The organism is Salinivibrio costicola subsp. alcaliphilus, assembly GCF_001996185.1.
Lineage (GTDB): Bacteria > Pseudomonadota > Gammaproteobacteria > Enterobacterales > Vibrionaceae > Salinivibrio > Salinivibrio costicola.
This window is the reverse complement of the sequence record NZ_MUFR01000005.1, coordinates 32811-47029: the sequence shown is the minus strand read 5'-3', so window position 1 is coordinate 47029 and position 14219 is coordinate 32811. Positions and strand designations below refer to the sequence as shown.

Sequence of the window (14219 nt, the reverse complement as noted above, 5' to 3'; positions counted from 1 at the left end):
CAGGGCTTGAGTGACAGGGTAACATAATAACCTTCATTCAATCCGTCAATTATCGTCACGCGTAACCTGTTGGTAGGCGTGACACCTTGCCGCTCTGGAAGAAAAAATCCAACAGATATCACATTGATGCTTTCACAGGCCGCTTTTTTTGCTATCTTACTAGCTTCGCAACAGATAAAAATGTGAGGAAGGCTGTCCTCTATGCCACTGAAAACCGACGAGCTTCGAACCCGTGTGGTCGATACCATGCCTACGCCTGCAGAGGTGGAAGCTGCCCACCCCGTTACTGACAGTGTTGCTCACCACATAACCACCGCACGACGTGCGATTAGCGATATTCTCAATGGCCGAGACCCTAGACTACTCGTGATCGTCGGCCCTTGCTCGATTCACGATCCAGCCGCGGCCCGTGATTACGCAGCAAAGCTCAAAACCCTAGCCGATCAATACACAGATCAATTATTGGTGGTGATGCGCACCTATTTTGAAAAGCCGCGCACCGTTGTCGGTTGGAAAGGCTTGATCAACGATCCCCACCTCGACGGTAGCGGCGACATTCGTGCGGGGCTATTCACCGCGCGTGAGTTACTGCTCGATATCAATAAAATGGGTTTACCGACGGCGACCGAGTTTCTCGATATGATTACCGGTCAGTATATTGCTGACCTAATTAGCTGGGGCGCGATCGGCGCTCGAACTACTGAATCCCAAATTCATCGCGAGATGGCGTCAGCGCTCTCAAGCCCTGTTGGGTTTAAAAATGGCACCGACGGTAATATTACTATTGCCGTCGACGCGATTCGTGCGAGCCGTGAATCGCATTTGTTCTGCTCGCCGGACAAACATGGCGCCATGACAATCTATCGCACTGCCGGCAACCCTGACGGCCATGTTATTTTGCGCGGCGGACACCAGCCGAATTATCACGCGCATAATGTACAGGCAGCCGCGAACACGCTGGCAGGTTTTGGCTTACCTACCAAGCTTGTGGTTGATTTTAGCCATGGTAATTGCCAAAAGCAGCACCGTCGTCAATTGGAGGTGTGTGCAGACATTGCCGCGCAAATCCATGGTGGCGAGCAAGCGATCGCTGGCATTATGGCTGAGAGTTTTTTACAAGAAGGTAATCAAGCAATGGGGAGTGCCGATTCACGCACCTATGGTCAGTCGATTACCGATCCTTGTCTCGGCTGGGAAGATACCGAAAAGGTTTTGGCTCAACTTGCCAACGCTGTCATGGCGCGAAAAAATACATAACCATTGATTGAACATGGGCATGTCCAGAGCATGCCCCTAACTAGGATGAGACTATGCCTTCATTTGATATTGTGTCTGAAATTGACAAAGTGGAACTCAAAAATGCCGTTGATAATGCCAATCGTGAACTGGCAACACGGTTTGATTTTCGTGGTGTGGAAGCCAATTTTGACTTGGATAAAGAAGCGGTAAAAGTGATTGCTGAGGCTGACTTTCAAGTGAATCAAATGATGGATATGCTTCGCAGCAACTTGGCCAAGCGTGGCGTTGATGCACGCGCGATGGATATTCAGGAAATGGTCCATTCCGGCAAGAGCTTTTCACAACAGGTGAAGTTCAAAAATGGCATTGAGACGCCAGTAGCGAAAAAGATCACCAAAGCGATCAAAGATGCCAAGATGAAGGTCCAGACGCAAATTCAAGGTGAGCAAGTCCGTGTTACCGGTAAGAAACGCGACGATTTACAGGCTGTAATTCAATTGATCAAAGACAGTGATTTTGAGCAACCTTTTCAGTTTGAGAACTTCCGCGACTAACGGTTTAAGCCTCGAACTATCTAAAAGCGGGCGCCTGAAGCGCCCGTTTTTATTCTTTGTGATGCCCCGCGCTACTTGTAGTTATTTTTTATCTCATCGAGCGTGCCGTCCATGATCGCCTGGTCAACGCCTGCTTGCAGTTTTTCAACATAGCTGTCTGGTGTATTGTTACTTAGACTGTAATAAAGCTGTGATTCATTTAACACATGCACCACCTCAAACTGGCTGGTATCGATATTACTCTGGCTCATGATATACGCACTCACATTTTCTTCATAAGCCCACATATCTATCCGCCCAGCGGCTAATTGTTTTGCCAACAAGTCCGGTTTCGGGGATAAACGAATTGATTTCTTGCCAACGCCCATCGTTTCTAATAGGTGTTGACCCACATCATCTCGTACCACGCCAACTTTGTAGTCAGCAAAGTCACTCGCGTTATTGATTGTTATCTCTTTGCTTTTTGGCGCCCAAACCACCACTTTGGTATCGGTAATGGGCCCAACCCATTTAAACTTATCTTCACGCTCTGCGGTGCGTGTGGTTGAAAAAAGGACCGTATTGGGTTCAGACAACGCGGTCGCATAACCACGCGCCCACGGTTGCAATTTCACTTGATCACGGCTAATTGGCTCACCCGCCGCCTTAGTCGCAGCCTCTAGAAAATCAACGGCAATCCCTTTTAACTCACCACGCTCTTCATAATTGAACGGGGGATACACCTCTGTAATATAATCTAAATCGCTTAAATTAGCAGCGAGAGTCGTGGTCGAAAAAACCAGCAAGCTGGCGGCAATAAGTGACTTCATTGGACTACCTCTTTTTACCTTCCATTAAATGTGTACAGCCAACATCTTTATTATTAGCTTTCAATCAATTGCTGTCGGTCACCGAGTAACAAGTTTAAACCGCACTGCGTTGTGGCCTACAGGCAAAGTGTAGACCCCTCGCTCTTCTCTTGCGCAACTTTGCTAATACCCACACCGCACATTGAGGTAAAAAAGTTGAATTAGGTCACCATTCATGCCTAAACTTTACCCTTTATTGCAAATCGCCTGGGGCTATCGCTACCTAACGCACAAAAAGCGTTCGGCAAAGGACATAAAAACGCCACGAAGGCACATGATAACGCCCAACATTCGCCATCGACCCAACGAAAAGAACCATCGAGTCTGATCATTCATGAATAATCAAAAACGTCCTCTTTATATCCCCTACGCGGGGCCAGCCTTGCTCGAAACGCCACTGTTAAATAAAGGCAGCGCATTCAGTGTTGAAGAGCGTAAGTTCTTTAACCTTGAAGGATTATTGCCAGACGCGATAGAAAGCATTGAAGAACAAACCGAGCGCGCCTATCAGCAATACCAACGCTTCGAAAACGATATCGATAAGCATATCTATCTTAGAAATATTCAAGATACCAACGAAACGCTGTTTTACCGACTGGTATCGAACCACATCACCGAAATGATGCCTATCATCTATACCCCCACGGTTGGGGCGGCGTGTGAGAACTTTTCCAATATTTATCGCCGCGGACGCGGGTTATTTATTTCTTATCCAAACCGCGATCGTATTGATGATGTTTTAAACAATGCGTCTCGTCACAATGTCAAAGTGATAGTGGTCACCGATGGAGAACGGATTCTGGGATTAGGCGACCAAGGGATCGGTGGCATGGGCATCCCTATCGGAAAGCTATCGCTCTATACCGCGTGCGGTGGGATCAGTCCGGCTTATACGCTTCCCATTGTTCTGGATGTAGGAACTAATAACCCACAACGGCTCTCCGATCCCATGTATATGGGATGGCGCCACACTCGGATTAGCGGCCAAGAGTACGATGCATTTATTGAAGAGTTCATCCAAGCAGTACAGCGCCGCTGGCCTGAAGCATTGATCCAATTTGAAGATTTCGCGCAAAAAAATGCCATGCCAATCCTAGAACGCTATAAAGACAAGGTGTGCTGCTTTAATGATGATATCCAAGGGACGGCAGCAGTCACCGTGGGCTCATTAATTTCCGCGTGTAAAGCGGCTGGCACCAAGTTGTCTGAACAGCGGATCACCTTTTTAGGCGCGGGCTCTGCCGGTTGTGGTATTGCAGAAGCTATCATTGCACAAATGGTCGCGGAGGGCATTTCAGATGCACAAGCTCGCTCACGCGTGTATATGGTCGATCGCTGGGGTCTATTAGTCGATGCAATGCCAAACTTGCTCGACTTCCAACAAAAGCTGGTACAAAAAAGCGAGGCACTAGCGGAGTGGCAGCTAGAAGATAGCAACATCTCACTATTAGACGTGGTTCGAAACGCGAAACCCACCGTGCTCGTCGGCGTATCGGGGGCACCAGGGTTATTCACTGAAGATGTCATTAAACAAATGCATGCCACCTGTCCACGCCCTATTATTTTTCCTTTATCTAACCCCACGAGCCGGGTCGAGGCGACGCCATTTGATATTTTGCGTTGGACCGATGGTCAAGCGCTAGTTGCCACAGGAAGTCCATTTGAGCCCGTCCGTTTAGATAATGGCAAAACCTTCCCCATCGCACAGTGTAACAACAGCTATATTTTTCCAGGCATCGGGCTTGGCGTATTAGCCGTCGGGGCTTCTCGTGTTACCGATGGCATGCTAATGGCCTCATCGCGAGCACTGTCCGAATGCTCTCCTCTGGCGAAGCGAGGGATCGGCGCCCTGCTCCCACCGTTGGAGGATATTACCCAAGTATCAAAACGTATTGCGTTTGAGGTGGCTAAAGAAGCGATTGTTGAAGGCGTCGCCGCCGAGCTCTCTGATGAGGCACTGAAAAAGCGCATCGAGGAGAGTTTTTGGTCGCCTGAATACCGCGCTTACAAACGCACCTCATTTTAACCAAAGACTGACAGAAAAAGCGCCTACTCAGGCGCTTTTTTTGCTACCATTCCACCTACTTGCCGCACCCGCTATTATCGAGTGCTGTCCGTCAAAAAAAGGATACAACGCACCATGGCTCTCCGGCGCCTCGTTCGTCAGGCGATAATCACATTGGCTATACTCACAGCCCTTACTGTTATTCTCATGGCGGCTAGCGATATCGCAATCACGCTTAACGCCAAAGGGCGTGTCTATAAAGATGTCGATGTATTGCCCAAACGACAAGTGGGGCTCGTACTCGGCACCAGTAAATATATCGGCAAAACCTCAAATCCTTATTACACCTATCGCATTGAAGCGGCTGAGGCGCTTTATCACGCAGGAAAGATTAACCACCTGCTCCTTAGCGGCGACAACGCTCATCGGTCGTATAACGAACCCTGGACGATGAAACGAGATTTACGCAAGGCGGGCATCGCGGAAGAAGCGATTCATCTTGATTATGCGGGCTTTCGGACACTCGATTCCGTTGTTCGCGCCAAAACGGTTTTTAGTCTTGCACGTTTTACCGTCATCACGCAGCAATTTCATTGTGAACGTGCGCTGTTTCTTGCGGATGTAAACGATATTGATGCCATCTGTTACGCGGTACCAAGCCCCAGAGGCTGGGCCGGTACCAAGATCCGCGCCAGAGAAATACTGGCACGCACTAAAGCAGTACTAGACAGTTTTATTCTTAATGTGAAACCAAAATTTACCGGACCTAAAGCACCGATAGATGGCCTCTCAAACCGATAACCCCCTTCTGACGTTATGACTAGGCGTTCTGCCATCGATGCTGCCCGAATCACAATTTTTACATTGTTTTAATCATTTGTTTAAAAACCTGCCTGCAATCGATTAACACCCTGACCAATAAAGCGTATATTAGCCATCGCTTGGTAATCTGTTATGGCTTGTTTTTGCTTATAAATCCCCGTTATCAAGCGAATCACACAAATATTATAAATAAGTACAATATCTGATAACGTTTGTAAAAGGACGCCCTATGAACCTGCAATCCCTTTCTTTACACTCCTGGAAGCTCGATCGAAAAGCCTGGATTTTATTGGCTGATATTGCGTTGTTTTTCGTTTTATATCACAGCTTACCTTTTGCCGCCGACGTAACAACTGGCCTCAGCTTACTGGTCTTTATCGCCGTGCTTTGGCTCACCGAAGCCATCCATGTCAGCATGACAGCGATATTGGTGCCGATCATGGCAGTGGGTCTCGGTGTGTTTGAAACACCGGCGGCGTTGTCAAACTTTGCTAATCCTATTATCTTTCTGTTTCTAGGTGGGTTTGCATTAGCGGCGGCATTGCAAGCTCAAGGGCTCGATCAAGCGATTGCCAATAAAGTATTAACCATCGCCCAAGGAAAAATGTCAGTGGCAGTCATGATGCTCTTTGGTGTTACCGCCGGTCTATCGATGTGGATCAGTAATACAGCCACGACAGCAATGATGCTTCCTTTGGTACTCGGTATCTTACATAAGGTGAATAATCAAAAAGATCATGGCACCTATGTTTTCGTTCTGTTGGGGATTGCTTACTGTGCCAGTATCGGTGGCATCGCGACCATTGTCGGTAGCCCACCAAATGCCATCGCCGCTGCAGAAGCTGGGTTGAGTTTCGCAGACTGGATGAAGCTCGGACTGCCTGTCACGCTTATCCTACTGCCAGTGGCTGTTGTTGTGTTGTATTTTTTAACCAAACCGAATCTTAACTACAGCTTTGATGCCGACAAACGCGGTTTTGAGTGGACCACGCCACGTTTAATCACCATTGCTATCTTTGCGCTTACGGTATCGGCGTGGATCTTCAGTAAACCCTTAAATGCCATGCTCGGTGGTCTCAGTAAATTTGACTCGATCGTCGCGCTGTCTGCGATCGTATTACTGGGTGCTGCCCGAGTGGTAAAGTGGAAGGAAGTGGAAAAGACCGCAGATTGGGGCGTTCTATTATTGTTCGGTGGCGGTATTTGCTTAAGCAACGTACTCAAAGAAACAGGCACCAGTGTATTCTTGGCGAATCACCTCAGTAGCGCGCTGACCGGCTCCGGGTTGTTCTTTACCATGCTTGGTGTCGTCGCGTTTGTTATATTCCTCACAGAGTTTGCCAGTAACACCGCCAGCGCCGCACTGTTAGTTCCCGTCTTCGCGACCATTGCAGAAGCCTTAGGCGTGTCCCCCGTGGCACTATCGGCGTTAATTGCCATTGCAGCATCCTGTGCCTTTATGCTTCCCGTTGCCACCCCTCCTAACGCCATTGTGTTTGGATCTGGGCATATTGAACAACGTGATATGATGCGGGTTGGTATGTACTTAAACCTTGTTTGTATTGTGGTTCTTGCCATTTTTACCCGTTTATTCTGGTAATCTCGCTCACTACCTGGCATTTGCGCCAGGTAGTGTTTTTCGCGTCTTCTCGTCTATCAAAATTGTTTCAATTGAGTTTCAGGTTTACACTAGCGCAACGCTTAATAACCCGTAAACGACTATGGCATTTGCAGAAATTACTGGCTGGGGTAAATGTCTCCCGCCTGCTGTGTTGAGTAATGATGACCTCAGCACCATCTTAGAAACCAATGATGAATGGATCCGCTCGCGCACTGGCATTGAGGCGCGTCGAGTGAGTCATGTAGAAACCTCGGACTTAGCAACCGTTGCTGCCCATCGAGCCCTGGCGGCTGCAGGTATCGACGCGAGCCAGTTAGACTTATTGATTGTCGCGACATGCTCGCCAGATACCTTAATTCCTAACATCGCTTCAAAGGTTCAAGGAAATATTGGCGCCCTACGTGCAGCCGCTTTCGATATGAATGCCGCCTGTACTGGATTCCTTTATGGATTAGAAACGGCCACCAAAATGTTGCAAGCCGGCCATTACCAGCACGCACTGATTATTGGTGCAGAACACCTTACTTGGTACTTGGATTGGAGCAAACGCGATACCGCCGTGTTATTCGGTGACGGAGCGGGTGCAGTCGTGGTGAGCAAAAGCGATCAAGAAGTAGGCTTGTTGGATGCGCAACTCGGATGTGATTCAGCAGGAAGAGACGTATTAGCCATCCCGGCATTTGGCACCGCTATGGATCGTTTTGATCCCGACAATGGGCATTTTTCGTTTGACTTTATCGGTCGCGATATTTTTAAACGCGCGGTGAAAGGTATGGGCTCTGCGGCAAATCAAGTGCTTGCCCGCAATCAACTCAACGCCGACGACATCGATCTTGTTGTTCCTCATCAGGCGAATAAACGGATTATTGAAACCTTGTGTGAGCATGCCGGTATTGAACTGGATAAAGCATTTATCAATATCCAGCATTACGGTAATACGTCTGCCGCAACAATTCCTATCGCCTTGTGCGAAGCGGTAGAACAAGGCGTCGTCAAGCCGCACAGTCAATTGCTCACCGCGGCATTTGGCGCTGGGCTTACCTGGGGCGCAGGACTGATTCGCTGGGGTGAGCGAACCACACCTATCGCGCAATCAAATGCAGACCTACCACCCACCGATAAAACGGCACTCGAGCTATTAGACGACGCAATTAATCACTGTCAAAAGTCGAACAAGTAGCAACGCGAGAAAGCTAAGATCCAAAAAGCCGACAATCAAGATGTCGGCTTTTTCTTAGCAAGGTTTCATTGAGGCATTAGGTTAAATGCAAGAATGCCGCGCCACGCACTCCACCCGCATCGCCATGCTGTGCTTTAACTATATCAGGCGCATTTGCCGCTGACAGTAAATGCTGAGGTAAGCGCTCGGAAATGGCGTCATAAAGCTCATCAAAATTAGATAAGCCGCCGCCAAGCACAACCATGTCAGGATCGAAAGCAGTTAAAATACCGCCTAAAGACATTGCCAACACATCAAAAAAGCACGCGACAAATGCCACTGCATCGGATTCACCCGCTCGGTAGTTTTCGATAATCTCAATCGCTGATAGAGGCTGATAAAAGTGGCCATACAATTGTTCGAATCCGCGCCCTGATAGGTAATTATCTAAGCATCCTTTGTTGCCACATCCACAATCAAACATCGGTGGGTGATCACCAAGACGCAACCAAGCATCAATCGGCATCCGCATATGACCAACCTCGCCAGCCATCTGGTTTTTACCATTAATCACCTTACCGTTAATGACTAAACCACCACCAAAGCCAGTGCCAAGAATTAAACCCAAGACTGTTTTCGCCGACTGCGCTTGCTCATCCCAGGCTTCCGATAACGCGAAACAGTTAGCATCATTACTGATACGGACTTCTCTACCAAGGCGTGCTTCTAAATCTGCACGTAGCGATTGTCCATTGGCTGCAGGCACATTAACGGTTAGAACCGTTCCATCTTCTGCTTGTGAGCCAGGAATACCAATACCAATGGTTCCCTGCCCTCCCCATTTAACATCGTGTTTTTCTACCAATTGGACGATGGTTTCAACCAACGCCGCATAATCCTGCGTGGGGGTTGGATGACGTTCGGTCGCAATACGATTAAGTTGTTTGTCAAACGCGCCGAACTCAATTTTTGTGCCGCCCACATCAAAGCCGTAATACATGGCTAAGTCACCTTCGTGTTTGTTTGTCGTTATATAACCAGATTATCCACCAAAAATAGCCTCAAGTCCGTGATTCTGGCCAAGTTTCGTAGTTTTTTAACCAAACGTTAGCCATCGGCATTTTCGTGTGTATCACATTGATCCTGGCGATGAAGCAGCAGGGACAACGCGTCTCGCTCTGGCAACGCCTTTTGTCGTTTACCTGCCATATAGCGCTCGCTAAATACATCAAACCATTGATTCAAATATGCGGCTGCCATTTGCTCTTGATTTGCGATCAGTGCCTCTGCAGCCACTTCTGCTGTTGCAAGCTGATTCTCGCCGTGAGCATCACGCACTTGATAGCGTGATAATGCCTGAGGTTGAATACTTAAAACCGGAAAACGATCAAGCCAAGGGCTCTTTCTGAAAATCTTTTTCGCTTCTCGCCAGGTCCCATCGATAATAATCAACAGCGGACGTTTACCTGACACGCCCACAGTCGGGACACTCACGACACGCTCAGGCGTCGTGTATTGAGACGGGAAAACCACAAAAGGTTGATAATCGGGATGGGACAGAAGCGCTAACATCTCAGGGTCCGGCTCTGTTCGTGACCAAATAAACGCATAGGTATCGGCGATACAGTCAGCAATCAGCCGGCCGGTATTGCTTGGCTTCAAGACCTCATCGTCATACATCAGCAGCATAAAAGCGGCGTGTGTCTTGTGAGCCGTTCGGTGGGCGCAGATACAATAATGACGAACTAGCATGCACTGCTGACAACGATCAACCCCGGCACCACGGGCTAGATAAGGGCGGGTAGCACGCGAGAGGCGTGCTTTATAAAGGCGCTGAATCGCGTGATTCTGCTCTATTTTTGACATCGCTATTTTTGACATCAAAGTATCTAGGTTATTAGTGGCTGAGTACTAACGAAATTCAACCATGGCGCCATCAAATAAATTTTTGACTAGCGCCACATACTCTTCTAAAAAGCCCACTTGCTCCGCCGTGACAGGTTGCTCCCATCGCCCGGCTAAGACTTCTTCCATATCTTCAACCACACGATCGGCTTCACGGAGTATGGTAAACCTTAACGCGGATGAGAGCCCAGGGTTCTGCTCACAAATGGTCATGATGTTAGAGGCGACGAGATCGTGCACGATATCTGCAATGGTTTCATCGCCAATGGCTTCACCGGGTTGCTCAAAGACGGTGAGATTGAACGCAAAGTGCTCGATCAGTGCCTGATACCCGTCTGAATCTACTACCATGGTTACTTGTCCTTAGACTGTTCATATATCGCTATTGTATCGCGAACATCCGCGATGTGCGCCCCCAGAGGACGAAATTAGAAAGCGAGTCACGCTTCACAGCACATCACGTGCTTTATACTGTTTCCATGCACCTTATACGATTCGATGCATCTTGTACTATTCGATGCACCTTACATACGATTCCACACGCCTTATAGTATAAGATAGCATGCGCAATAACACGTACTGGCTTATTGCTCGTGTACATACAGTGGCAAAACTGTGAACGGTAAGCCTTTCTTGCTTATCCATGCCACACTTTACTCATGCAAACTGCTGACCCACTCTTCTTTGCAGTATAGCTTTGGTTTGCAGTGATGAAAATAAACCACACACTGAGCTGTTTTCACGGATACGCCCGAATCAATCGCTCACAAGGATGTAGGAAAAAACCATGAAGGTAAACCGTCCGCGCCCATTTAGTAAGAGCATTGTCAGCAAAATCGGATTAATCATGACGTTTATCACGCTGATGGTGCTCGGATTATCGGTTTCAAGCTATATCATGCAAGAGCGTGTCAATCGTGATGTAGAGCGCGCTACCCATCACGAAATTCCTAGCGCCATTATTACGATGCAGATGCTACGTTCGGTGAGCGACATGAATGCTAGCATGCTTAAATATGTCATGGGACGGCACGAATCGCTATCAGTGTTTCTAGAGAATCAACAAGACTTTGAAAACGCGCTAAAAAAACTAAAAACCATCAAACCCGATGAAAAACAACAACTCGAAAAAGTCAGTCAACTCTACGAACGCTTTCAACGCATCGCACATCAAAAAGTATTAACCGAGTTTGATCCTGTGGCTGAGCAATGGGCACGCAAGCAATTGATGCGATTATCCATTGATGTCGCTCGCCCAATTGATAACCTCGTTGCCGAACTCAAAGCCACCCAGGAGTTAAAGCAACCTGACAACTTAGCGGTATTACAATACCTTGACGAGCTCGTCGATGAAAACGGCGATATGCTTACCGAGCTAAATCAGTATTTAGAAGGTCGCACGAGTAGCCGTCAATACTTTATGGAAGATATGGTTACCTTTGAGCAATATTTGTCATTAACACAGTTCGAGCTTAATGACCCTGCCTCACTCAAAAAAATTGCGCGATTAAACAATCACTTTACTAGCTTTAAGCGCAGCGGTATTGCCATTTTTAACAATTACCAACCGAACGCCAAAGTCGCTGCCATGAAGGCAGTTCGCACGCTCAGCGATCATGAGTATCATGCGCTAGAGAATGCACTTTCCCGTTTTGCACAAGGCACAGGTAATGAAGTTACCCGCTCAATGACCGACTTACAATCTATTCTTCATTCGAATCAATTGAATCTTGGCTATTTATTGTTATTTATTTTGTTTGTCAGTAGCGGCATGTATTTTTATATTTATCAGTCTTTTACTCAGCCAATCGCCGCGCTGGCAGATTCGATGCAGCGACTGGTCGCGGGTGACATGACACCACCGTCTAGTCATTTTCAAGATAGAACCGATGAAGTCGGAAAGATTGCGCAGAGCTTAGTGATATTCCGAGCCCACATTATCTCGCGCAACCAAGCACGTGAGCAGTTGATAGCAGAAAAGGAACGAGCTGAAAGTGCATCTCGGGTTAAAGCGCAGTTTCTTGCTACCATGAGCCATGAAATACGCACCCCCATGAACGGGGTCATCGGGATGTTGGATCTACTGCGTCGCTCTTCGCTAACCCAATCCCAACACGGGTTGCTGAGCACAGTAAGAGAATCAGCCCTTTCATTGCTTTCGATTATTAACGATATTCTTGATTTCTCCCGCACCGAATCAGGAAAACTGCAGCTGGAGCAGGTTACCTTTTCTCTCTCTGAAACGGTTGATCAAGTAATGGACACGGTGAGCCACAATGCCAAAAAACAAAATGTGACATTGTCACTATTTATTGATCCTGAACTGCCTGACTCACTGATTGGCGATCCTAACCGGCTTAAACAGGTCCTTTATAACCTTGTGGGCAATGCAATTAAGTTTTCTGGCAGTCACCGTGACAAGCTGGGAAAAGTCGATGTCAAAATCACACCGTTCGACACAGGCACACCGGAAAAAACAGGATTGAACGTCACAATAGCGGATAATGGTATAGGCATCAGCCCCGACAAATTAGACACCATATTTCAACCCTTTAACCAAGCAGAATCATCCACTACGCGTGAGTATGGTGGGTCCGGACTCGGCTTAGCGATTTGTAAAAATATTATCGATTTACTCGATGGTGAGATAACGGTTGAGAGTGAACAGGATAAAGGAACCGAATTTCAAGTTCGCTTAAGTTACACCACTGACAGATTGGGTGCACCTCATCCTGCGCCACTTAGTCGTGACGATATCGACACACTGTTTATTTACCTTGATTTACCCGACGGCGAGCTAAAACACGCCATCAACCTCTATCTCAATCATTTAGGTATTGCACATGCGACAGCTAATCCAAACGAGACGCTTATCCTACAAAAGGAGGCGTCAAGCACGCCTGCGCTTGTCGCTGCCAGACATGTTCTCTTGATCACTCAAGATACAAGTGACGAGACGCGTTTTGATGCGCTTGGGGTGAAACACATCATTGCACTACGAGAGAAGCTGTCACTGAATACCCATCCTAACAAATACCTGGTCGAGCTTTTTGCCTCACCGCTCACTTATCGCCGCTTAGTGCATGGGATCCGTGTGTGTTTAGGCTTAGACAGCCCAGAGGTTAGCATGTTGGGGGAATCTCTCGAGCTAAATATTATCCCCGATATGCAAGCAAGAGAGCGCCATGGCAAATCGATACGTGGACATATACTGGTTGCCGAAGACAACCCCACTAATCAACGCGTTTTGACACAACAACTCCATTATCTCGGTTATCACGTTGTGATGGTTGATGATGGTGAACAAGCATTGCAGGCTTACCAAAGCACGCGCTTTGATCTGGTCTTAACAGACTGCCATATGCCCAATAAAGATGGTTATGCACTCGCAGCCGCATTGAGAGAGCAGCAGTCATCCACGGGATACGTCCCTATTATCGCTATTACTGCCAATGCACTCAGTGGTGAAGACGCACGTTGTTTTGCAGCGGGTATGGATGATTATATCACCAAGCCCATTGAGTTAGAGCAGCTCGAAAGCCGCTTAAGTCACTGGCTTCACCAAGGTTCCCATTCAACCACCGACAAGGCGCAAGAGGAAACGTCTACCCTCTCTGTGCAACACGAGAGCTCGCCAACCGTTTTAGATTTAAGTGTTATCGAACGACTCTATGCCGGCCAGAAACACGCTTATCTTGATATCATTGCGATATTTCGCCGGCGCAGTTTACCGAGCATCAACACGCTGAGCCAGTTAGCGCCGCCGTTTACAGATTGGCAAGATATCAAAGACACAGCACATAAACAGAAGTCCGCGACAGGCAGTATTGGCGCAACAGAATTGCATCAAGCGTGCCTTGACGCCGAACATGCTGCCAACACACAGGACACACAAGCACTTGTCAAAGCGTTAGCGCAAATGCAAACGGCTATCATACGTCTGACTCGTGCGCTCGACACGCTTGAGGCTTAATGTGTCCAACATCAAAAATAATGAATCGGTGTGATCCCTTATCCGAATATCTAGAAAATCGGTGTACAAACCTCGCGTTCCGGTGCCACACTC

Annotated in this window: 11 protein-coding genes; 7 read left to right on the top strand and 4 right to left on the bottom strand. The window is 47.7% G+C overall.

Annotation, left to right across the window (positions count from 1 at the left end; all coding sequences use genetic code 11):
• The first annotated feature begins 201 nt into the window (after window positions 1-201).
• Together BZJ21_RS02775 and BZJ21_RS02770 are read left to right on the top strand one after the other, a co-directional pair.
• Window positions 202-1257: a 3-deoxy-7-phosphoheptulonate synthase gene (locus BZJ21_RS02775; protein WP_077669074.1), complete on the top strand. Its 1056-nt coding sequence runs from the start codon at window positions 202-204 to the stop codon at window positions 1255-1257.
• A 53-nt stretch (window positions 1258-1310) separates the two neighbouring features.
• Window positions 1311-1793 carry a YajQ family cyclic di-GMP-binding protein gene (locus BZJ21_RS02770; RefSeq protein ID WP_021023238.1) on the top strand — a complete coding sequence of 161 codons (483 nt, stop codon included), beginning with the start codon at window positions 1311-1313 and terminating at the stop codon, window positions 1791-1793.
• Window positions 1794-1864: 71 nt separating this feature from the next.
• On the opposite strand, the gene BZJ21_RS02765 is transcribed toward BZJ21_RS02770, so the two are convergent.
• The gene (locus BZJ21_RS02765) at window positions 1865-2602 is read right to left on the bottom strand and encodes a substrate-binding periplasmic protein (RefSeq protein ID WP_021023239.1); all 738 of its coding nucleotides are present in this window, start codon (window positions 2600-2602) and stop codon (window positions 1865-1867) included.
• A 373-nt stretch (window positions 2603-2975) separates the two neighbouring features.
• Here BZJ21_RS02765 and BZJ21_RS02760 point away from each other — a divergent pair, with 373 nt between their 5' ends.
• The 4 genes from BZJ21_RS02760 (at window position 2976) to BZJ21_RS02745 (ending at window position 8269) form a co-directional block, all read left to right on the top strand.
• A complete protein-coding gene (locus tag BZJ21_RS02760) occupies window positions 2976-4667 on the top strand; it encodes an NAD-dependent malic enzyme (protein WP_021023240.1) in 1692 nt (563 codons plus the stop codon).
• A gap of 114 nt (window positions 4668-4781) precedes the next feature.
• Window positions 4782-5447 carry a SanA/YdcF family protein gene (locus tag BZJ21_RS02755; protein WP_077669073.1) on the top strand — a complete coding sequence of 222 codons (666 nt, stop codon included), beginning with the start codon at window positions 4782-4784 and terminating at the stop codon, window positions 5445-5447.
• A gap of 250 nt (window positions 5448-5697) precedes the next feature.
• Window positions 5698-7068 carry an SLC13 family permease gene (locus BZJ21_RS02750; protein ID WP_077669072.1) on the top strand — a complete coding sequence of 457 codons (1371 nt, stop codon included), beginning with the start codon at window positions 5698-5700 and terminating at the stop codon, window positions 7066-7068.
• A gap of 121 nt (window positions 7069-7189) precedes the next feature.
• Window positions 7190-8269 carry a ketoacyl-ACP synthase III gene (locus BZJ21_RS02745; RefSeq protein WP_077669071.1) on the top strand — a complete coding sequence of 360 codons (1080 nt, stop codon included), beginning with the start codon at window positions 7190-7192 and terminating at the stop codon, window positions 8267-8269.
• Window positions 8270-8345: 76 nt separating this feature from the next.
• Here the strand turns inward: BZJ21_RS02745 and nagK are convergent, their stop codons facing one another.
• From nagK to BZJ21_RS02730, 3 genes are all read right to left on the bottom strand, one after another.
• Window positions 8346-9248: an N-acetylglucosamine kinase gene (gene nagK / locus BZJ21_RS02740; protein WP_077575981.1), complete on the bottom strand. Its 903-nt coding sequence runs from the start codon at window positions 9246-9248 to the stop codon at window positions 8346-8348.
• A gap of 107 nt (window positions 9249-9355) precedes the next feature.
• Entirely contained in the window at window positions 9356-10129 is a 774-nt protein-coding gene (locus tag BZJ21_RS02735; protein ID WP_236719504.1) for a tRNA-uridine aminocarboxypropyltransferase, read from the bottom strand.
• A 30-nt stretch (window positions 10130-10159) separates the two neighbouring features.
• The gene (locus tag BZJ21_RS02730) at window positions 10160-10504 is read right to left on the bottom strand and encodes a DUF3802 family protein (protein ID WP_021023245.1); all 345 of its coding nucleotides are present in this window, start codon (window positions 10502-10504) and stop codon (window positions 10160-10162) included.
• Between the two features lie 436 nt (window positions 10505-10940).
• Between BZJ21_RS02730 and BZJ21_RS02725 the strand changes: the two genes are divergently transcribed.
• Window positions 10941-14126, top strand: coding sequence for an ATP-binding protein (locus tag BZJ21_RS02725; RefSeq protein WP_077669070.1), 3186 nt, complete (start codon window positions 10941-10943; stop codon window positions 14124-14126).
• Window positions 14127-14219 lie beyond the last annotated feature (93 nt).

What these genes read in the sequence shown, in the direction of transcription:
- BZJ21_RS02775 (WP_077669074.1), top strand. Translation starts at nt 202, where the DNA reads ATGCCACTGAAAACCGACGAGCTTCGAACCCGTGTGGTCGATACCATG.
- BZJ21_RS02770 (WP_021023238.1), top strand. Translation starts at nt 1,311, where the DNA reads ATGCCTTCATTTGATATTGTGTCTGAAATTGACAAAGTGGAACTCAAA.
- BZJ21_RS02765 (WP_021023239.1), bottom strand. Translation starts at nt 2,602, where the DNA reads ATGAAGTCACTTATTGCCGCCAGCTTGCTGGTTTTTTCGACCACGACT.
- BZJ21_RS02760 (WP_021023240.1), top strand. Translation starts at nt 2,976, where the DNA reads ATGAATAATCAAAAACGTCCTCTTTATATCCCCTACGCGGGGCCAGCC.
- BZJ21_RS02755 (WP_077669073.1), top strand. Translation starts at nt 4,782, where the DNA reads ATGGCTCTCCGGCGCCTCGTTCGTCAGGCGATAATCACATTGGCTATA.
- BZJ21_RS02750 (WP_077669072.1), top strand. Translation starts at nt 5,698, where the DNA reads ATGAACCTGCAATCCCTTTCTTTACACTCCTGGAAGCTCGATCGAAAA.
- BZJ21_RS02745 (WP_077669071.1), top strand. Translation starts at nt 7,190, where the DNA reads ATGGCATTTGCAGAAATTACTGGCTGGGGTAAATGTCTCCCGCCTGCT.
- nagK (WP_077575981.1), bottom strand. Translation starts at nt 9,248, where the DNA reads ATGTATTACGGCTTTGATGTGGGCGGCACAAAAATTGAGTTCGGCGCG.
- BZJ21_RS02735 (WP_236719504.1), bottom strand. Translation starts at nt 10,129, where the DNA reads ATGTCAAAAATAGCGATGTCAAAAATAGAGCAGAATCACGCGATTCAG.
- BZJ21_RS02730 (WP_021023245.1), bottom strand. Translation starts at nt 10,504, where the DNA reads ATGGTAGTAGATTCAGACGGGTATCAGGCACTGATCGAGCACTTTGCG.
- BZJ21_RS02725 (WP_077669070.1), top strand. Translation starts at nt 10,941, where the DNA reads ATGAAGGTAAACCGTCCGCGCCCATTTAGTAAGAGCATTGTCAGCAAA.